Source organism: Phyllobacterium sophorae (genome assembly GCF_003010965.1).
In the GTDB taxonomy this organism is placed as follows: domain Bacteria; phylum Pseudomonadota; class Alphaproteobacteria; order Rhizobiales; family Rhizobiaceae; genus Phyllobacterium; species Phyllobacterium sophorae.
The window spans coordinates 256608-275893 of sequence record NZ_PGGM01000007.1 but is presented as its reverse complement, the minus strand read 5'-3'; the positions used below and the strand labels follow the sequence as shown (position 1 = coordinate 275893).

The following is a 19286-nucleotide window of genomic DNA, read 5'->3' as shown; positions in this document are numbered from 1 at the left end:
AGCGCCGGTTCGGAAAGTTCGAGTTCGTAGTCCTCGTCGAGCGTATCGGCGAGCTCTGCTTCCAGCCAATCCGTATTTTCGCCCTTGTCCTTCGAATAAGTCATCGCACCACTCCAAATCTGGCCAACTGTTGCGCCCGTTTTATCCCTTTATGCCAGGATCGCGTGACGGCAATCTAAAGTTTCGTCGCGATCAAAACCGTGCCGTCGATCCAGCGGCTCGAAGGCAGGCTCCGCCTGCAGCTTGGTCCTGAAGCCTGTAGCGGCCAAAACGGGCGTGATTTACCGTTTCGACTCTTGATTGTGACAGAGACATTGCGGATATGTGACGCCCGTCGTGACAATTGGAAGAGAAGATGCGCCTCAGAGAACTACAGGAAATGAGATACGATCAGGACACCGGGCAGCTCAAGCTTTCCGGGCTGAATGCTTTCAACAAAGCAAAGAGTGTCACGGTCTCTATCGATAGCCCCGAGGAGTTTCTCAACGCGGTCAAGACAGCGCTTGCGGATGCCGACAGCAAACCGATTGCCATGGGCAAGGACAGATAGCACCCTCCAAGCGGTCATTCTGAATGAATTATCGGGATTAGGGGTCTTGCATCAGGCGGGTCAGTGCGGCCAGAACGATTTGGTGTGCAGAAACTTGCGCCAGCATCTGTTCAATCCGCCGGCCCCGGAAATCGCAACATGGCCCTGCCAGCCAATCACTGCGCCAATCGCACGTTGCACGTTGGAATCCTCTGTCGTTTCACGCACATCGGATAACAATCCCCGCGTGGTCTGGATGTCGTTAGCCACGCCGAGTGCGTCCTGCAGTCGCGAGAGGGACTTGAGATATTTTTGGGTGGCCGCCTGATTGCCATAGAGCGGCTGGAAAAATTCCATCGCGTAACGAAATTTCTTCAACAGAATCCGTAATTTGTGTCGTGCTTCCGGTTGCATATGACGAAAATGACGTCCGCGCTTTCTTGCCTTGCGCTCAAGCCCGGCAAGGACGCGCGCCGCGAGCGTCTCGATGGGGTCAGCCAATGTGGCGAGATCCTTACTTTCGATATCGCTGCGCCAGCTTCGTTGTTCGATGGCGAGCCCCAGCGACAATAGGAAACGGTTGGTTTGGCGGTCGGAGATTGCCTCCCGCACCTGCAGGTACGCTTGGTCATGAAAGGGCATGGAATTCGCATGCAGACCTGAAAATTCAATGTCAACGAGGCCTGCCTTTTCGATCGCCGGAAGCGTCGAGCCGATAAAGACATCCCAATTCCGCGCTGAATCCAACCCGTGGGCAAAGCGTTGGGCTTGCGTGTCGAGCGCCTGCAGCGACGGAGCATCAAATTCGCGGCGCAACAGGTAAAGCGCCGCGCGCAGTCGCCGCAAGGCGACGCGCAGTTGGTGAACAGCTTCCGGTTCTCGTCCGATTGCGGCCGGGCAAAGATTTGCCAGGATCTGGTTGTGGCATGCTGACAACAACGTGGCGATCCCCTCGTCGACAGTCTCACCGCCGCGCAAATTAGACTTACCCGCCTTACAGGCAGCGGGTTGACTGCCTAAAGCAAGGGCATAGCCGCGGGCCGATTTCGACTGCGTTGCGACACGCAGCGAGGAAACATCCATCAATGCCAGTCCAAGCTGGTAAAGAGTCGCGGCCTTGCCCTGTTTCAATTCGAGTTCGATCTCCGATATAGGCTCCTGCAGGGCTCCTGCCTCGATCAATCCTTCATCGAAGGCCACCTCGATTTGTCCATCGGTTAAGTCAACAGCGATCGTATGCCGCCGAACCTTGGTGATAAAAATCGGCACCAACTGATTGACGGTGATCTTGCTGAAAATCTCGTCGATTTCGGCGGTCGGCAATGCGCCAAGATCAGGTTGAAGCGCCGCCACGGAGGCTTCCCATTCGTCGCGGGAAAGCCGATCCTTGTCTGACAGGCGTTTAATCGTTTGCACATAACGCCTTCCGCTGCGTCGAACACGGAGGGTCAGGCCGGCACAAAGTAGTTGATAATCTGCCGTGTCGTAGTACGTCGCTTCAAGCCGCCGGAAATTTCCCTTGTTGCGTGAGAACTGAAGGATAACGGGTGAATTTCTCAATTGGACTAGCGTCTCGGGATCACAATGCAGTTTCAACTCGGTCTCGACCGGAACAGACTGCTGTTGCTGAGAAGCGGTTTTCCCCGTCTCGGGCCGATTTTCTGCGTTATCGACAGACACCACCATTATGCCGCTACCCACATCCCTTATGAACCGGACCATGGTACCGAATTGACTGAGCTTTGGAAAAGGTAAATTGGCTTTCGGTCCGTGATCAGCCCGACCAGAAGCATCAGACAGCTTGAACGCGGCCTGAGTCGTAAAGAGTTGCTCTGGCTGTTCGCCGGACGCTCGGGATAACGTTAAGCAGATGACATATAAATCGAAGGAATGTTCGCCGACTTGACGCTCTCATTCGTGCCCGCTGCATCAAAAGGTGGAGCGGGCACATGCTTAATCTAACTTCCAGCCTTTTGGCTAGAAACCTCGTCGAGGCGCTCTGCTCACCTTAGGTTGAATTCAAGGTAAACGCCGTTTCTGCGACCATAATAATACGGATCGCCGTAGTAGGGATCATAGTATGGTCGATAATAGTATGGGCGGTATGGGCGATAATACGGACGGCGATAATAGCGACCACGATAATATCGACGGTTCCATCCAAGGTGGCGGCCACGATTCCAATGACGATGATAGTATCGACGGTAGTGGACTTTCTCACCGTTCGCAACTGGAGCAGTTGTCGTTTCCAACGGTGGCTGAATTATCAGCGGTGCAGCGCTTGGCGTTTCGACGACGCCAAACGTCCCGGCCGTCAGCAGGACTGCGCAAAGTCCTGAAATCAATCTTCTCATTTTGTCCTCCAATCGAAGGTCCAAGCTTCGGAAGGCATTCAACATGTTAACTGAAAATTAAACATACGCTCTGTCCCCTGAACGACAAATGAACAACACGGAGGACACTGCTTCATTCTTCTCGATTAATTGAGCACCGCTGCGGGTCCCACACCGGTAGGCACCAGAAACCACGTCCTAAGCGGCAGACGCCTCCCATGCATCACTGTCCCGGCAATCAGGGAGGTCTGGCGGCCGCAAGCCGAAGATTCCGCCCATAGCCGCGACTCGAGCCGAAGAACCTTGACGGCCTAGCATAATATCGGTAAATCCCGATATATGGAAAAAGATCGCACCATCGAAGCCTTTTCGGCTCTTGCACAACCTACTCGCATGGATGCGTTCAAGCTCATCGTCATGCATGAGCCCGACGGGATCGCAGCCGGCGAAGTCTCCCGAATTCTCGACGTGCCTCAGAACACCATGTCGACGCATCTTGCGATCCTGTCTAGGGCAGGATTGATCTCTTCGGAACGGCAGAGCCGTTCGATCATTTACCGCGTCAACTTCGAGAACCTTCGCGAGGCGATCAATTTCCTTCTGAGGGATTGCTGTGCCGGACATCCGGATATCTGCGCACCGCTCATCGCCGACATCGTTCCGTGTTGTCCGCCCAAGGAGAGATTCAATGGCTGACCATGTCTACAATGTCCTCTTTCTCTGCACTGGGAATTCTGCTCGTTCGATCCTCGCTGAATCCATTTTGACCAAGGAAGGCAAGGGCCGCTTTCGGGCTTTCTCCGCAGGAAGCCAGCCGAAGGGTGAAGTGAACCCGTTCGCGCTGAAGGTTCTTGACGCGCTCGGCTATCCAACTGAAAGCTTTCGATCGAAAAGCTGGGATGAATTCGCTGTCCCGGGCGCTCCGAAGATGGATTTCATCTTTACGGTCTGCGACACCGCCGCAGGCGAAACGTGCCCGGTCTGGCCGGGTCAGCCCGTCACGGCTCATTGGGGTATCGAGGATCCGGCCGTGGTCGAGGGAACCGATATCGAAAAGGAGACTGCGTTTTCATTGGCGGCACGCTACATGAAGAACCGGATCGGCGCGTTTCTAAACCTGCCGTTGGACTCTATCGACCATTTGTGGCTAACAACACAGCTGCAGGCCATTGGCCGTCGCGAAAAGATCGAAGCCCACGAGATTTCTGCATCCGACGTTGCCTTTAGGGACGCGCTGCGCGCTGCGTCGCTCCCAGTCGAAGATCTCAATGAGTCGAGCGGAACATTTTTTCGCTTCTTCGACAAGAACGGCGCTGCCATCGGCTATGGCGGCATCGAAATTTACGGCAAGAATGCTCTGCTGCGCTCAATCGCAGTGCCAGAACAGCTGCGGAAAAAGGGTCACGGCAGTGCTATCACGCGTCTGTTGCTTCGCCTCGCAGAAGCGGAGGGTGCGGAGTCAGGCTATTTGCTGACGACCGACATTGCGCCGTTTTTTGGCAAGTTGGGCTTCCACGTCGTCGACAGGGCAGCGGCACCATCTGAAATCCTGGCTACTCCTCAGGCCTCCAGTCTCTGTCCTTCGACGGCGTTAGTATTGACCCGACGCGTTTCCCTCTAAGGAGATACAATGTTCGAATTCGACCGTTATCTCCCGCTGTGTGTGTCCTCGTGCAACGTCCTCGGTATCATGCTCGGCCATGCGATGGCGGACATATCTCAAGCCATCTGTTCGTCCGAAATTGGCCGCAATCTGCCGAAGGTGGCTTAATGGCTGTAATACCCGACCTGTCCCGCCGCCTCGCGGCAGAAGCACTCGGCACGGCGATGCTCGTTACCACTGTCGTCGGTTCGGGAATCATGGCCGACCGACTGACCAACGATGTGGCACTTTCCCTGCTCGGCAATACGATCCCCACTGGCGCGATCCTGGTGGTGCTGATCACCATCCTCGGACCAATCTCGGGCGCGCATTTCAATCCGGTGGTGACGATGGTCTTCGCGCTACGGCGGGATATCGAGGCGAATGCATCATTTCTCTATATCGTTGCCCAGATCGCGGGTGGCATGGCCGGATCACTCATAGCCCACGCGATGTTCGAACTTCCAATCATCGAAGTTTCGGCCACGGTTCGCACCGGGACGGGACAGTGGCTTGCGGAAGCCGTGGCGGCCTTCGGACTCGTCTTTACCATTCTTGCCGGCCTCCGCTTCCGGCCGGATGCAATACCCTGGCTGGTCGGACTCTACATTACCGCCGCCTACTGGTTCACGGCCTCGACATCGTTTGCCAATCCGGCCGTCGCGATCGCACGGGCCCTGTCGAACACCTTCGCGGGCATCCGGCCCGCCGATTTGCCTGGCTTCATTATTGCAGAGTTCCTCGGCGCTCTGCTGGCTATGGCGCTGGCCAGTTGGATACTGACAGATCAGAAACCCGCCACCCAAGCGCTCAACAACCTGAAAGGTGCTGAATGACCATGAACGTCACCATCTACCACAATCCGTCTTGCGGCACGTCCCGCAACACATTGGCTCTCATCCGCAATGTGGGCATCGAACCGATCGTCATCGAATATCTAAAAACGCCACCCAGCCGTCAGGAGCTCAAAGACTTGATCCGCAGAGCCGGACTGACGGTCCGGCAAGCCATCCGCGAAAAAGGCACCCCGTATGCCGAACTCGGTCTGGATGACAAGACGTTGACCGACGAGCAACTGCTCGACGCGATGGAAGCCCATCCGATCTTGATCAATCGTCCTTTTGTCGTCACGGAGAAAGGTGTGCGTCTCAGTCGGCCGTCGGAAGTGGTCCTCGACATTCTGCCAAGGTCGCAACAGGGGGCGTTCACAAAGGAAGATGGCGAGGTCGTAATCGATACCGAAGGAAAGCGTGTTGGCTGATCTGCCGAATATTCAATCCGATGCGCTGCAGGTGCCGGAACCATCGAAGCTTTCTCCTCCGCGATCCACGCACTGTCCGCGCATTTTGCTTCTCTATGGATCGTTGCGGAAAGTCTCATATAGCCGGCTCCTGACGCAAGAGGCGGCGCGGCTGCTGGAGCATTTTGGAGCCGAAACCCGCATTTACGATCCGGCCGGGTTGCCGTTGCCTGACGACGCGCCGGTCGACCATCCGAAGGTGCAGGAACTGCGCGAACTATCTCTGTGGTCGGAGGGCCAAGTCTGGACCAGTCCGGAACGCCACGGAGCGATGACAGGTGTGATGAAATCGCAAATCGACTGGATACCGCTGGCAATGGGTTCGATCAGGCCCACCCAAGGGCGTACGCTTGCGGTCATGCAGGTGTCAGGCGGTTCGCAATCGTTCAATGCCGTCAACCAAATGCGGGTGCTCGGGCGCTGGATGCGGATGATCACGATTCCCAACCAATCATCGGTGGCCAAAGCCTACCAGGAGTTCGACGAGAACGGCCGCATGAAGCCGTCGGCCTATTATGATCGCGTCGTCGATGTGATGGAGGAACTGGTCAAATTTACTCTACTGACACGAGATACTTCCGGATACCTGACGGATCGATACAGCGAGCGCAAGGAAAGTGCAGCCGACTTGGAAAAGCGCGTCAATCTCAAGAGTGCGGTTTGAATTTCCTCCGCACTTTTTGACCACCTTGTGACCTCAGTTGCTGGCGCGAGCCATCACAATCGAGCAGTTCAACGACGGCAAGAAGGGCAACAGGTCAACGCCCGCCACGCCGATTGCCAAAAATGGCGACATCTGCAAATGATCCAAAGGTTCGCACTTATATCGGTAACTGGCGGAAGAGGTGAGATTCGAACTCACGGTACGGTTCCCCGCACGACGGTTTTCAAGACCGTTGCCTTAAACCACTCGGCCACTCTTCCAGCCTCGTATAGCGCTTGCCGCTTTTCAACGGGCGAACAACCAGACTCTGGTTTCCAGTGCGTTACACGCGGCCTTTATAGCTTTTCGAATTGCGGCGTCAACCTGCTCCATTGAGGTTAATTGACGGGTTGTTCCGGAGATTGGGCGAGTAAGCTCCTTATCCAATGATCTTTCCTGGATTCATGATGCCGTTGGGATCGATCATCTGCTTGATCGACTGCATGAGCCTGAGCTTCACCGGATCGATGAGCGCATGCAATTCCGGCTTCTTTTCGAGTCCAATTCCGTGCTCGGCGGAAAATGATCCGCCTGTCTCGCGTATATTTGCGTAGACAATTGATTTTATTTTGTCTTTGTCGGGTTTTGCGGTTTCACCTGCAACACCGATATGCAGGTTGCCATCGCCCAGGTGGCCGAATGCGAAGCCTTTTATATCGGATCCTAACGCGGCGATGCCGTTGTTGAATTGCGTCAACCAGCTTTCAAGATGTTGCAAGGGAATGGAAATATCGAACCAGTAGCCGTGCGGACAGACGCGCGTGACCACATTGCTGTCTTCGCGAATGTTCCAGATTTCGTTCCGCTCTTTCTCACTTTGGGCGAGGATCGCATCGAGGACAAGACCTGCGTCGATCGCTGCCGCCAGCGCCTCTTCCAGCGCCGTTTGCGCAATTTGCTGATCGGTAGCATCGCTCTCAATAATGATGTAGGCGGGCGCACGGGTGAAGGCAGCCAATGAAGCGGGACCGAGGTTGCTCGAAGCCAGCGCAAAATACTCCCGCGCCATAAATTCCGCGCGCAGGAGATTAAGGCTGCGATTGCGCTGCAGTGTTTGGAATAGTGCGACTGCATCGGTTGCGGAGGGGCACGCAACGAGCGCCGTGGCGGTGAATTCGTCGCCAGGTGCAAGCCTGATGACGGCGCGTGTGACGACCCCGAGTGTGCCTTCCGCGCCAACGAACAATTGCTTGAGGTCGTACCCTTCGTTGGATTTGGTGACCTGTGCCATGTCGCTCATGATGGAACCATCCGGCAGTACGACTTCGAGGCCAAGCACGCGTTGACGCATGACGCCATGACGGAAAGCATCCATGCCGCCAGCATTGGTCGAGATCATGCCGCCAATCGTGGCGCTGCCGCGCGAAGCTATATCGATGCCGGTGGAAAGGTTCACCCGCGCTGCAGCCTCTTGCAACGCCTGCAGTGTGACACCGCTTTCGACGATGGCGGTGCCGGCGGAAGCGGTGAGGGATTCGATCCTGTTCAAGGCGGAGAGCGACAGGATGATTTCTCCAATCGCCGATACGGCGCCACCTGCCAATCCTGTGCGCCCGCCATGCGGCACGACGGCAATGCGGTGTTCGTTGCAAAAACGAAGGATGGATGCGACCTGCGCGGTATTTTGCGGGACTACCATGACACCGGCGTCGAGATTGTGCTGGTCGGCCCCGGGATCAAGAACACTGAGCGCGTCGCCGGTCTTCAGGCCGCTTGCCCCCACGATTTCACGCAGGTCAGCTAGAATGTCGCCGGCGATCATTGGGGTTCTGACGCTCCGCGTCTTTCGATGAAGATTCGAAAGCCAAGTATGACCGCCGTGATCACGATCAGCAAGACGGAGATGGCGGCGATTGCCGGATCGATATTGTCGCGCAGCCCCATCCACATCAGGCGGGGCAGGGTGATGGCGTTTACACTGGTGATAAACAGGGTGACACCGATCTCTTCCCACGAAAGCACGAAAGACAACAGCGCGGCCGTCGCGATGCCGAACTTGATATTGGGGATGATGATCCTGAAGGCGCGTGTCGCCAGATTGGCGCCAAGGCCGCGCGCAGCAAGGTCGATGCGGCGGTCGACCTGATAAAGGGCAACCAGGATGAGGACGACCGCGAACGGCGTGATCATCACGGCATGCGCCAATGCAACGCCGAGCCAGGTGTCATAGCCGATCCAGTTGTTGAAAGCCGAAAGGGTGGTCATCAGGAAATACAGCGTCATGGCGGAGACAACGGGCGGTACCACCAGTGGCAGGAGCACGAAGCCGATCAGTACCGCAGCAAATCGCGGCTGGAACATCCAGATACCGAGCCCGAACATGGTGGCCAGCGCCGTTGCGATGGCACTCGACAGAATGCCGATGCGCAGGCTGAGCAGGATGCTTTGGCCCCAGGCCGGATTATCGATCAACGCCTGATAGTGCCGCAGCGACAGGGTCCCGGACGGCATGGAGAGAAAGCGTGCCGGTGTGAACGATACCGGTACGACGGCAATCAGCGGCATCAGCAGGAACAGGGCGACAGCTGTTGCGGCGATGAGCAGAACGGGGCCGGGACGGGATGATGGCATGATCCTATCCCACCAGGTGCGCAGGTTTGATGAAGCGCCGCATCAGCGCGAGGAGCACGCCGATGAACAGCACCAGAACGACGCTGATGGCCGCACCGAGACCCCAATCCGGGCTCTGGAAAATGCGCAGATAAACGAGTTCCGCCACCATGACGCTGCGGCCGCCGCCGAGGATGGCCGGCGTGACGAAAAAGCCGAGCGCGAAGACGAAGACGATAAGCGCCGCGCCGATCAGTCCGCCATAGGTGAGCGGTACGAAGACGGTCCAGAAGATGCGGATACGCGATGCACCCATGCCGCGTGCCGCCAGCAGGACACGCTCGTCGATACTGCGCATAGCTGAGGCAATCGGGAACACCGCAAAGGGAATGAGAAAATGCGTCATGCCGATGATGACACCGAGCTCGTTGCGTGCCAGCGCCAGAGGTTCGCTGATGATGCCGGCGGACTGCAACCATGTGTTGATAAGACCGCGGTTCGACAACATTGCCAGCCAGCCGAAGGCGCGCGTCAAAACCGAGATCCAAAAGGGGACGAGGATGCAGAACTCCGCCAGCATGCGCTGCACCGAACTGCCGCGCACCCAGACATAGGCGATGGCATAAGCCATGACGAGTGTTGCGGCGGTCACGACCAGGCAGATGCGCAGGGTGCGGGCGAAAACCGACTGGACGAGGGGGTCGGTGAGCAGCGCGCGGTATTGGCCCACCCCCGGCTCCGGCAGCGTGAAACTCCAGCGAACAACACCAAGAAAGGGAACCACATAGGCAAGCCCGAGGAACAGCAGCAGCGGTGCCAACAGCAACATTTTTCTGGAGGTGGCTGACTTCCCGGTCATTCAGAGTCCTTCGTGTGGTGAAAAAGTCAACGAAGCGGCGCCTCAAGCCGAGATGACTTTCGTATATTCGTCGAACGCCTTGCCGTAGTTTTCAGCATACCATTCCATATTGAGCGGGATCTGCTTCGTCATATTGGCCGGATCGACGCAGTTCACCCGCTTTTTGTCGGCCGGGATCAGCGCATCGGTCGCCGGATTGGCTGGACCCTGACCGAGCAGGTTGAACATTTCCAGCTGGCGTTCCGGCGTCTGGGCGCTTGCTATGAATTTCATCGCATTGTCCTTGCCGCCGGGATTGCCCTTCATTACGCCAAGCGCGCCGGGCGAAATCAGGCCCTGATCCCAGATGAATTTGATGTTGCCGCCGGAATCCTGTTCGAGCAGTTGTGCCCGTGTGGACCAGATGATCGCCATCGACGCTTCGCCGTCCATCAGCACTGACTGGCTTTCGGCGCCGCCGCCCCAATAGGCCACGACGTTTTCCTTGAACGCCGCGATCTTGTCATGCGCGCGCTTGAGATCCAGCGGGTAAAGTTTCTCAGGTGCAACTCCATCGGCGAGTAGAGCTGCTTCCCACATCGCCGATCCCCACTTGTAGAGCGATCGTTTGCCGGGGAATTTTTTGACGTCGAAGAAGTCGGCCATGCCGGTCGGCACCTGGTCGCCGAATTTCGAAGAGTCATAGGCAATGATATAGGAGAAGAAATAAGTCGAAGCAGCATGATCCCAGCCGAAGCCTGGCCGCATCTTGCTCTTGTCGACGATTTTATAATCGATTTCCTCAAGCATCCCCTGCTTGCCGAGCGATATTCCGGAGAACGGGTCTATGTCCAGCAGGTCCCAACTCGGCTTACCGCTCTTGAACTGGGCAGTGATGGCGCCTTCCGTCGGGCCAGAGCCGTCCATCTTGACGGGAATGCCCGTCTCCTTGGTGAAGGGCTGACCATAGGCCTTGTCATAGGCGGTCATGGCATCGCCGCCCCAATTGACCAGGACAAGCTCCTTGGCCTGGGCGGAGGATTTGGTCGAACGCAGAAGTGCGGGCGCTCCGGCAAGCAGCATCGCCGCCATCTGCGTGAAACGCCGCCGGCTGATTTCACCATTCTCGACCTTGCTGGCCAGTATCTCGAGGCAGTCTTTTTGAAATGCGTTATCCATTTTGTTTCCCTCTGGATTGTTATTGTCACATTCCTGATGCTGCCGCTTAACCTCCGGCAGGCAGCAAAAAGCCCTGATGCACCGGCCAGGACACCCACACATCTGTTTGCGGTGCGATGGGCGATGTCGCGGCAGTTGGCATTGAAACCGCCAGGCTGGTGCCCCTACGTGTCTTCAAATGGTATTTGGTCGAGGCGCCGAAATAGGTCGCGCCCTCGACCCGGCAGGTGATGGCATTGCGGTCGCCATTCTGCGGACCCGTGCAAATGACCATATGTTCGGGACGTACGGCCGCCACTGCATTTGGTCCGGTCATGGCCATGGTCCTGTTCAGAACGATCGTCCGCTCCTCGAATTGGCCTGCCGCGCGATCGCCTTCAAGCCGTAGAGCATCCAACGGCAAGAGATTGATTTCGCCGAGAAACTCGGCAACGAAACGGCTTTCGGGGCGCTCGTAGACGTCCTGCGGCTTGCCCACCTGCAACAGTTCGCCATGGTTGAAGATGGCGACGCGCGAGGAAAGGGCAAGCGCTTCGGACTGGTCGTGGGTAACGAAGACGAAGGTCGTTCCGGTCTCTTCATGCAGCCGCTTGACTTCCTGCTGCATCATTTCACGCAGGTTCTTGTCCAGTGCAGAGAAAGGCTCGTCGAGCAGCAGAACCGAGGGTTCGAAGACGAGGGCGCGGGCCAGGGCCACCCGCTGCTGCTGGCCACCGGAGAGCTTGGCCGGAAGCTTCGTCTCATGGCCGGTGAGGCCGACGCGCTGCACCATCTCACCGACCTTGCGCTTGATATCGGCTGAGGAGCGCCCCCGGACTTTCAACGGAAAGGCGATGTTCTGTTCGACCGTCAGATGCGGAAAGAGCGCATAACCCTGAAACACCATGCCGTAGGAGCGATCTTCGGCAGGCACATTGGTGATATCCTTGCCGTCCATCATCAGTCGCCCAGTGGTCGGCGCGGTGAAGCCGGCAAGGATCATCAAGAAGGTCGTCTTGCCCGATCCGGATGGTCCAAGGAGGGTCAAAAATTCGCCGCGACCGATGTCGAGCGAGAGATTCCTCAGCGCATGAAAAGCGCCAAATGTCTTGCCAATCGATACAGCCTTGATCTCGGCGGCTTTCGCATCGCCCAGTTGAATGCTTTGAGGCATTGATTGACCTCTTTCCCCTTATTTTGACAGGAGCCTAGGCACAATCTGCGGTTCCGACAATTGAATTATATTACCGCGATACGTGAATGAAATTCACGCCAACCTTCTTCCTGGCTCATGGCGCGGACTTCAGGCATTGCGGGTCTGCGAAAGGCGCGATTTCAACCATTCCGTGAAAGCAAGCTGGGCCGCATTGTCAATCCTGGCATAATCCGTCACCAGAAAATAGGATTTTGGCGACTTGATGCTGAGGTCGAACGGCCGGATGAGTTGACCGGCCCTCATGGCTTTGCGGCAGGTGAGTTCGTCCCCCATGGCGATGCCCTGGGCGGTGATAGCGGCGGAATAGACGAGATTCATGTCGGAGAACACAATGCCCCGCTCCGAATCCGGATTATCGACGTTGGCCAGTGCCAACCAGCGGGTCCAATCCTCGAAATCGCCAAGGTGCAACAATGGCGCGCGCAAGATATCTTTCGGTTCGGCGATACCGCCCAGATTGTTTAGGAGCACCGGGCTGCAGAGTGGCGTGAATTCCACCTCGCACAGCAGTTCGACCGAACGGTTGGGCCAATTGCCATCACCAAAAGCGATAAAGAGATCGACGCTTGCATCCGTGACGTCGTCGAGTTTGCGCGGGGTTATGATGCGTAGTGCCACTTCCGGATATTTCTCCTGAAACTCAGCGATATGGGTGCACAACCAGAGAGATGCGAACCCTGCGGTGCAGCTTACGCACAATGATCCGCCGGTACCTGCAGGGTTTTGCCGGCCGCCAGCATCGTCAATGACAATCAGCGCCTTGCGAACATCGTTGGCATATTTGCGCCCGCGCGGCGTCAGCGTGATACCCTTGCCATCCCGCTGCAGGAGTTCAAAGCCGAGGTCCCTCTCGAGCAGGCGCAATTGATGGCTGACAGCGCTGCGGGTCAGATGCAACTCTTCGGCTGCCCGCCAGACGCTGCCATGTCTGGCAAAACTTTCCAGAGCACGCAGCGCCTGAGTGGATGGTATGCGCATATTTGTGTCCTTGGGGATGAAGAGGTGAATAGAATTTGCACGTTTTGAAAAAACATATCACTTTTTGTCCCGCCTTTCAGATGATTATCTCCCGGCAGCGGGAGGCGGAATGTGGTTACGGCAACAGCAACATCGGCACTGAATTTTGTTGACGATCACAAAGCCGATCTGTCGACCTGGACCCGAACGATTTTCGATTTCGGTGAAACCGCATGGCGCGAATATCAGTCGGCTGATTGGTATGTGACCCGGCTGCGTCAAGAGGGGTTTGACGTCGAGGCCGGCTCCGGCGGCATGCCGACTGCCTTCTGCGCGCACTGGACCAACAAGGCCGGCACCAACGGCAAGGCACCGACAATTGGTATGTATGCCGAATATGACGCGGTGCCGGGCAACTGTCAGGACGCATCCACGGTCAAGCGGCCACGACCCGGCCTGAACGAACATGCGGGCGGCCACACCGATCCGCATTCCGGTCTCGGCATTTCCAGTCTCGGCGGTTTGCTAGCAACAAAGGCGGCGATGGAAAAACATGGCATCACCGGAACTTTGAGATTTACGGGTGAGCCTGCGGAAAAGGTCCGTGGCTCAAAGCCGATTCATGCCGCCAAGGGCTATTATGACGGGTTGGATGGCATGATCTCCTTCCACCCGTTCTATATGCTTCCGCTATGCAACACGGTGCGCTGGGATACGCATTGCGGTGCTGCTTATTCGATGGTCTATCGCTTCATCTGCGACCAGCCGGAGCGCTGGGGCATCAGTGATGGTGCCCCGATCCCTCAATCGCATTCCGCGGTGCGGGCGCCTGGCGCCAATGACGCACTGATGATGATGTATATGGCCTCGAAGGCGCTGCGCGATTCCATGCTGCCACATCAGGGCGGCTGGTCGATCAGCGAAGCGATCCTGACGGCGGGGCAGGCGACGGCTGACAATCTTCCGGCAGGCCTGGCTGAAATCCAATACATGATGCGCGTACCGACCATTGCCATGGCCGAGCAGATCACAGCAGTGCTTGATCGTAATGCGGATCATGCGGCCGCGATGACGGGATGCCGAGTCGAGCGGCATTGGGTTTGCAAGTCCCGGCCGGGCCTTGCCAATCATGCGATGGCCGGGATCACCTGGGATGCGCTCAATATTGTCGGCGCGCCGCGCTGGAACGAGGCGGCAAAGGCCATAGCACGTGAGATTCAGGTGAATACCGGGGTGGAAGCGATGGATGAGCCGTTCATCGATGCATGTGAATCGCTGATTTCGCCTCAGGAAGCCGAGACGATCCTGCGCCACGATTTGCCGCCATCGCAGATCAACTCCACATCCGACGATTACACGGACATGACCTGGCATGCGCCGACGGTCCGCTTTTACGTAGCGCGCCCGGCATTGAAGGCGCCGAAGGGATTTTCCTATCCGGGCTGGGTGATGAATGCGCTCGGCGGCATTTCCGAAACCATCGAACCAATGGTGATTTGCGCGTCGAAGACAGTGGCGCTGACGGCACTGCGCCTGCTTGAGGACGAAGGCGCGCGGAGACGAGCAAAAGGCGAATTTATCGAGCGCACCGGTGGCGGCGTTGGCGGTTCAAAATGGATCGCACCGCTTTGCGATTATGAGCCCCCGGTCCATTTCCGCTGGCCGGAATATGTAACAACCGCGCGCGGACGCGAGTGGTGGATACCCACTGGCGGCGTGCAATGAGGAGACAGTCCATGACACGTCACGAAAAGGGCTTCGCGGCCGATGCGTTCACGCTGAAGCGGCGCAATCCGAATGGCGGCACCAAGCCTCTCAATGGCTGGGGTTTCCGTAATGAAACCGATCCACTGACCGATGTGCTTCTTGGTTCGCCCGCCTTCCTCAGGCATTTGGCGACGAGCTCCCTGTCTCGCAAGCACCTGCGCGAGGCGCCATGCAACATTCAGGCTGCGCAGGCACAGCACAAGGAACTTGTTGCTGCGTATGAGCATTTCGGCGTCAAGATTCATTGGCACGATCCGGAACCCGAATTGCCGATGCAGGTCTATTCGCGCGATTCCAGCATAATGACGCCCTATGGCGCGATCATCACCGCCATGGCCAACTGGTGGCGGCGCGGCGAGAACTATGCAGCCATCCGTACTTACGAGCGACTGGGCATCCCGATTTATGACATGGTCACCGCCGGAACATTCGAGGGCGGCGATTTCAACGTCATCGAGGAGGGCTGCGTGTTGATCGGTTGCGGCGGCGCGCGCACACAGGAGGAGGGCGCCCGTCAGATAGAGGAATGGTTCCGCAAGGAAGGCTGGGAAACGCGGCTTGCCTTCATCGACGAATATTATGTCCATATCGATTTGATGGTGGTGCCGATCGCGCCGAAACTGACTGCGGTCTGTCTCGCTTGCACGGAGCCCGCTATCGTTGACTGGCTGAAAGGAAAAGGTCACGAAATCATCGATGTGCCATTCCAGGATACTATGAATCTTGGCTGCAATTTCATGTCGCTTGGCAACGACCGGATCATCGCGCCGACGTCGAGCAAGACTTTGATTGAAAAGTTGAGGGCGAGGGGGTTCGAGGTAGCGGCGGTTGATATGAGCGAGATCTCCAAGACCGGCGGCGGCATTCATTGCATGGCGCAGGCGCTCTTGCGCTCACCTGATTGAAGTTACGACTGACAGGTGTCGTCAGTTGCAATTCGCTAGTAAATAATTTCTACTTCGACGGGAAACATTGGAATATTCATCTGCGAACTTGCCATCTGAGATTGCTAGCATGCGAATTCGACAACGAAACCAGTAGGATCGAATTAAATCCTACAGTAGCTTGCAGGGAAAATCGTGATCTTGAAAAGTGTCGCCTCAATCGGGCTGGGCGTGTTGGTGGCTTTGACGGCGGCAACGACCGGCTTCGCCCAGACGGTGAAGATTGGCAGCAAAAACTTTACCGAGCAGTTTGTAGTCGCCGAAATTTACGCTCAGGCGCTTGAGAAGGCCGGAATTACGGTTGAGCGCCGGCTTAATCTCGGTGCGACGCTGATTGCCCATTCTGCGCTGACCAATGGCGAAATCGATCTTTACCCGGAGTATACGGGGACGGCACTTGCCGCTGTCGTCAAGGGCGATTTGTCGGGCTCGGCAGAGAAAATCTACAAGGACGTCAAGGATTACTACGAGAAGAACCTGCAACTGACGCTGCTCGAGCCGACACAGATCAACAATGGCTATGCGATTATCACGCTTCCGGAAACAGCCGAAAAATACAAGCTGAAGACCCTGACGGATCTTGGTCCAGCGTCGAAGGAACTTTCGTTCGGTGCGGAAGGCGGCTTTGGCGAGCGCAAGGACGGGCTGCCGGGCTTGAAGAAAACTTATGGTATCGAGTTCAAGGATTTCCGCATCTTCGCCAAGCTCGGCATCCGCTACAGCGCACTAACGAGCAAGGACATCGATGTGTCCTACGGATTTAGTACCGATTGGCAGATTGCCGACAGCAACCTGGTCGTGCTTGACGATGACAAGCATCTGTTCCCGCCTTACTACCTCGTCCCGGTTGTTCGCCAGGATGCTCTGGCCAAGAACCCGAAGATTGCGGAAGTCCTCAACAAGATCAGCCCGCTTCTCAACAATGAAAACATGCGCGCGCTCAATGCCGCCGTGGAGCGGGACAAGAAGGAACCGAAGGAAGTTGCCGAAGAGTTCCTGAAGGAAAAGGGCATTTGATCGGATTGCGGCGGAGCTAGCCGGTTTCGCCAATGATTTGAACGCGGAGCGGCGGAGATGGTCTCATCTCCGCTGTTTCGTTGCTGATTTGACCATGCAGGCAGGGCGGCACTCTTGAACTGGGCTCCAAAAAACATTCCGGAAATTCTCACCGCGACCTGGCAGCATCTGGTCCTTTCGGTATCATCGGTGCTGATCGGGCTGATAATTGCGCTGATACTCGGGATCATCTGCGCACGCCGGCCAAAGGTCTACGCCGTCGTACTGACGATCACCGGCATCATCTTTGTCATACCGAGCCTTGCGCTGTTCGCGCTGCTGATTCCGTGGCTTGGCCTTGGGACAAAACCGGCGCTTGTCGGGCTATCCTCCTACTGTCTGCTGATCCTGTTGCGCAATGTCGTGACCGGCCTGCGCGGTGTTCCGGCGGATGTGCTCGATGCGGCCGACGGCATGGGCTACAGTGGCTGGCAACGACTGCTCCGTATCGAGCTGCCCCTGGCACTGCCGCTCATTGTCTCGGGCATTCGCATCGCGCTCGTCACCGTCATCGGCATCGCCACTGTTGCAGCTTTCATCGATGGGGGCGGATTGGGCACGATCATACTCATGGGGATCGACCAGAGCTACACGGAGAAAATCCTGGTCGGCGGAATTCTAACGGCACTCATGGCGACGTTCTTCGATGTGCTTCTAAGCCAGGCCGAAAAACTACTGGTCCGGGGGCGGTGACGAAATGTTGAGCACTGCATTCGTCTGGATTATCAACCACCAGCCGGAGTTTTATCAGGCACTCGCCCGGCATCTGGTGATGTCGGGCGTTTCACTGGCCTTTGCGCTGGCTATTGGGCTGCCGCTGGCGATCCTGATTATCAATCGCGGGGGTCTTGCTTTTGCGGTAATCAACACGATCAACGCCTTGCGCACGATACCAAGTCTCGCGATCCTCGCAATCATGATGCCGCTGCTCGGCATCGGGCTGTGGCCATCCATCGTTGCGCTGACCATTCTCGCTCTGCCGCCGATCCTGCTCAATGCGTTCGTCGGCCTGCGGGATGTCGATCCCGACGCGGTGGAAGCCGCGATTGGGATGGGCATGAGCCGTGGCCAGGTCCTGCGCAAGATCCGTATCCCGCTGGCGGCGCCGGCGATGTTTGCTGGAGCGCGTACCGCAGCTGTGCAAGTGCTGGCCGGTGCGACGCTGGCACCATTCATCGGCGGTGGCGGGCTTGGCGATTTCATTGCCGTGGGCATCAGCATGATGGATATGTCCCGCTTGCTCGTTGGCGCCATTCCGATTGCCTTGTTGGCGCTAGGGACCGAATTCATTCTCGGCCTTGCCGAAAAGTTCTTTTTTGCAGAAAGATCGACCGCATGATCACGATGGAACATGTCACCAAACGTTACGTAGAGGGCGGCGTTGCCTCAGTTGATGATCTGTCGCTGGTGGTGCCCGAGGGTACGACCACTGCGCTGATCGGCCCGTCCGGCTGCGGCAAGACCACCACGATGCGGATGATTAACCGACTGATCGACCCTACTGACGGCAAGATCGTCGTCAATGGTGAAGACGTCACCAAGGTTGATCCGGTGAACCTGCGCCGCCATATCGGCTATGTGATCCAGCAGGTCGGGTTGTTTCCGCACATGACCATTGCCCAGAACATTGCCGCCGTTCCCAAACTGTTGGGCTGGGCGGAGGCGAAAATCAAAAGCCGAACGGAAGAGCTCTTGCATCTTGTCGCGCTCGATCCGCGGGAAATGCTCACACGGTATCCGCGGCAGCTTTCAGGCGGCCAGCGCCAGCGCATCGGCGTCGCGCGCGCGTTGGCAGCGGATCCGCCGGTGCTGCTTATGGATGAGCCTTTCGGCGCTATCGATCCGATTGCGCGGACACGACTGCAGGACGAGTTTCGCCAGATCCTGCAGCGTGTCCGCAAAACCGTTGTGCTTGTCACCCACGATCTGGACGAAGCCATTCGGCTTGGTGATCGCATCGCTATCATGAAAAACGGGAAGATCGTCCAATATGATACGCCTGATACGGTGCTGTCGCATCCTGCCGACGCGTTTGTCGAAAATTTCGTCGGCATCGATCGCGCGATCAAACGGCTCAGCCTCTTTACCGTGAATGATGCGATGAGCGGCAGTACGCCGCGCGAAGGCGCCAGCAAAGTTGCTCCGACGAGTAGTTTGCGCGATGCACTGGCGTTGATGGTTGCCGCCAACAGTGACGTTCTCGCCGTAGTGGACGAGAGGGGCGCCATAAAGGGGCAACTGACGCGGGATGCCATCTTCTCAGTTTGATTTATGCTCACTTTGGAGGAGTCAA

Annotated in this window: 21 protein-coding genes, 1 tRNA gene and 3 pseudogenes; 15 read left to right on the top strand and 10 right to left on the bottom strand. The window is 57.1% G+C overall.

The window, feature by feature from the left end; all coding sequences use genetic code 11:
- Window positions 1-104 (bottom strand): annotated as a pseudogene (locus CU103_RS32650) (polyphosphate kinase 2); the annotation flags it as partial.
- 251 nt (window positions 105-355) lie between these two features.
- Here CU103_RS32650 and CU103_RS17140 point away from each other — a divergent pair.
- Window positions 356-550: a hypothetical protein gene (locus tag CU103_RS17140; protein WP_106665242.1), complete on the top strand. Its 195-nt coding sequence runs from the start codon at window positions 356-358 to the stop codon at window positions 548-550.
- A gap of 60 nt (window positions 551-610) precedes the next feature.
- Here CU103_RS17140 and CU103_RS17135 read toward each other — a convergent pair whose 3' ends face one another.
- Entirely contained in the window at window positions 611-2215 is a 1605-nt protein-coding gene (locus CU103_RS17135) for a CYTH and CHAD domain-containing protein (protein ID WP_162707084.1), read from the bottom strand.
- Window positions 2216-2609: 394 nt separating this feature from the next.
- Here CU103_RS17135 and CU103_RS31450 point away from each other — a divergent pair, with 394 nt between their 5' ends.
- Window positions 2610-2933 carry a hypothetical protein gene (locus tag CU103_RS31450; RefSeq protein ID WP_162707085.1) on the top strand — a complete coding sequence of 108 codons (324 nt, stop codon included), beginning with the start codon at window positions 2610-2612 and terminating at the stop codon, window positions 2931-2933.
- A 114-nt stretch (window positions 2934-3047) separates the two neighbouring features.
- On the opposite strand, the pseudogene CU103_RS32805 reads toward CU103_RS31450, so the two are convergent.
- A pseudogene (locus CU103_RS32805) lies at window positions 3048-3158 on the bottom strand (IS1595 family transposase); the annotation flags it as partial.
- Between the two features lie 43 nt (window positions 3159-3201).
- Here CU103_RS32805 and CU103_RS17125 point away from each other — a divergent pair.
- The 7 genes and pseudogenes from CU103_RS17125 to arsH all read left to right on the top strand — a co-directional run bounded on the left by CU103_RS17125 (window position 3202) and on the right by arsH (window position 6468).
- Entirely contained in the window at window positions 3202-3558 is a 357-nt protein-coding gene (locus tag CU103_RS17125) for an ArsR/SmtB family transcription factor (protein ID WP_106665239.1), read from the top strand.
- A pseudogene (locus CU103_RS32085) lies at window positions 3551-4075 on the top strand (arsenate reductase ArsC); the annotation flags it as partial. The gene CU103_RS17125 and the pseudogene CU103_RS32085, both read left to right, overlap by 8 nt.
- Entirely contained in the window at window positions 4049-4483 is a 435-nt protein-coding gene (gene arsN2, locus CU103_RS32080) for an arsenic resistance N-acetyltransferase ArsN2 (protein ID WP_410010385.1), read from the top strand. The pseudogene CU103_RS32085 and the gene arsN2, both read left to right, overlap by 27 nt.
- A 9-nt stretch (window positions 4484-4492) precedes the next feature.
- Window positions 4493-4633, top strand: a complete 141-nt coding sequence (locus tag CU103_RS31445) for a hypothetical protein (protein ID WP_162707086.1) — start codon at window positions 4493-4495, stop codon at window positions 4631-4633.
- Window positions 4633-5340 carry an aquaporin gene (locus CU103_RS17115; protein ID WP_106665237.1) on the top strand — a complete coding sequence of 236 codons (708 nt, stop codon included), beginning with the start codon at window positions 4633-4635 and terminating at the stop codon, window positions 5338-5340. Before CU103_RS31445 ends, CU103_RS17115 begins: the two co-directional genes overlap by 1 nt.
- Window positions 5337-5765: an arsenate reductase (glutaredoxin) gene (gene arsC / locus CU103_RS17110; RefSeq protein ID WP_210203776.1), complete on the top strand. Its 429-nt coding sequence runs from the start codon at window positions 5337-5339 to the stop codon at window positions 5763-5765. The genes CU103_RS17115 and arsC overlap by 4 nt, the downstream gene beginning before the upstream one ends.
- Before the next feature lies 1 nt (window position 5766).
- A complete protein-coding gene (gene arsH / locus CU103_RS17105; protein ID WP_410010384.1) occupies window positions 5767-6468 on the top strand; it encodes an arsenical resistance protein ArsH in 702 nt (233 codons plus the stop codon).
- A gap of 170 nt (window positions 6469-6638) precedes the next feature.
- On the opposite strand, the gene CU103_RS17100 is transcribed toward arsH, so the two are convergent.
- The 7 genes from CU103_RS17100 to CU103_RS17070 all read right to left on the bottom strand — a co-directional run bounded on the left by CU103_RS17100 (window position 6639) and on the right by CU103_RS17070 (window position 13247).
- A tRNA-Ser gene (locus CU103_RS17100) sits at window positions 6639-6728 on the bottom strand.
- Between the two features lie 158 nt (window positions 6729-6886).
- Window positions 6887-8269: an FAD-binding oxidoreductase gene (locus CU103_RS17095; protein WP_106665235.1), complete on the bottom strand. Its 1383-nt coding sequence runs from the start codon at window positions 8267-8269 to the stop codon at window positions 6887-6889.
- Complete coding sequence (locus tag CU103_RS17090) at window positions 8266-9078, bottom strand: ABC transporter permease (protein WP_106665234.1); 813 nt, start codon at window positions 9076-9078, stop codon at window positions 8266-8268. The genes CU103_RS17095 and CU103_RS17090 overlap by 4 nt, the downstream gene beginning before the upstream one ends.
- A 4-nt stretch (window positions 9079-9082) precedes the next feature.
- The gene (locus CU103_RS17085; protein WP_106665233.1) at window positions 9083-9916 is read right to left on the bottom strand and encodes an ABC transporter permease; all 834 of its coding nucleotides are present in this window, start codon (window positions 9914-9916) and stop codon (window positions 9083-9085) included.
- A gap of 42 nt (window positions 9917-9958) precedes the next feature.
- Window positions 9959-11074, bottom strand: coding sequence for an ABC transporter substrate-binding protein (locus tag CU103_RS17080; RefSeq protein WP_106665232.1), 1116 nt, complete (start codon window positions 11072-11074; stop codon window positions 9959-9961).
- 46 nt (window positions 11075-11120) lie between these two features.
- Complete coding sequence (locus CU103_RS17075) at window positions 11121-12227, bottom strand: ABC transporter ATP-binding protein (RefSeq protein WP_106665231.1); 1107 nt, start codon at window positions 12225-12227, stop codon at window positions 11121-11123.
- Window positions 12228-12356: 129 nt separating this feature from the next.
- Entirely contained in the window at window positions 12357-13247 is an 891-nt protein-coding gene (locus tag CU103_RS17070; RefSeq protein WP_106665230.1) for a LysR substrate-binding domain-containing protein, read from the bottom strand.
- A 111-nt stretch (window positions 13248-13358) separates the two neighbouring features.
- Between CU103_RS17070 and CU103_RS17065 the strand changes: the two genes are divergently transcribed.
- From CU103_RS17065 to CU103_RS17040, 6 genes are all read left to right on the top strand, one after another.
- Window positions 13359-14951, top strand: coding sequence for a zinc-binding metallopeptidase family protein (locus CU103_RS17065; RefSeq protein ID WP_106665229.1), 1593 nt, complete (start codon window positions 13359-13361; stop codon window positions 14949-14951).
- An 11-nt stretch (window positions 14952-14962) separates the two neighbouring features.
- Window positions 14963-15898 carry a dimethylarginine dimethylaminohydrolase family protein gene (locus CU103_RS17060; RefSeq protein ID WP_106665228.1) on the top strand — a complete coding sequence of 312 codons (936 nt, stop codon included), beginning with the start codon at window positions 14963-14965 and terminating at the stop codon, window positions 15896-15898.
- Between the two features lie 174 nt (window positions 15899-16072).
- Window positions 16073-16954 carry a glycine betaine ABC transporter substrate-binding protein gene (locus CU103_RS17055; protein ID WP_106665227.1) on the top strand — a complete coding sequence of 294 codons (882 nt, stop codon included), beginning with the start codon at window positions 16073-16075 and terminating at the stop codon, window positions 16952-16954.
- A gap of 114 nt (window positions 16955-17068) precedes the next feature.
- Window positions 17069-17686, top strand: a complete 618-nt coding sequence (locus CU103_RS17050; protein ID WP_106665226.1) for an ABC transporter permease — start codon at window positions 17069-17071, stop codon at window positions 17684-17686.
- A 4-nt stretch (window positions 17687-17690) separates the two neighbouring features.
- Window positions 17691-18332, top strand: coding sequence for an ABC transporter permease (locus CU103_RS17045; RefSeq protein WP_106665225.1), 642 nt, complete (start codon window positions 17691-17693; stop codon window positions 18330-18332).
- Window positions 18329-19261: an ABC transporter ATP-binding protein gene (locus CU103_RS17040; protein WP_106665224.1), complete on the top strand. Its 933-nt coding sequence runs from the start codon at window positions 18329-18331 to the stop codon at window positions 19259-19261. The genes CU103_RS17045 and CU103_RS17040 overlap by 4 nt, the downstream gene beginning before the upstream one ends.
- Window positions 19262-19286 lie beyond the last annotated feature (25 nt).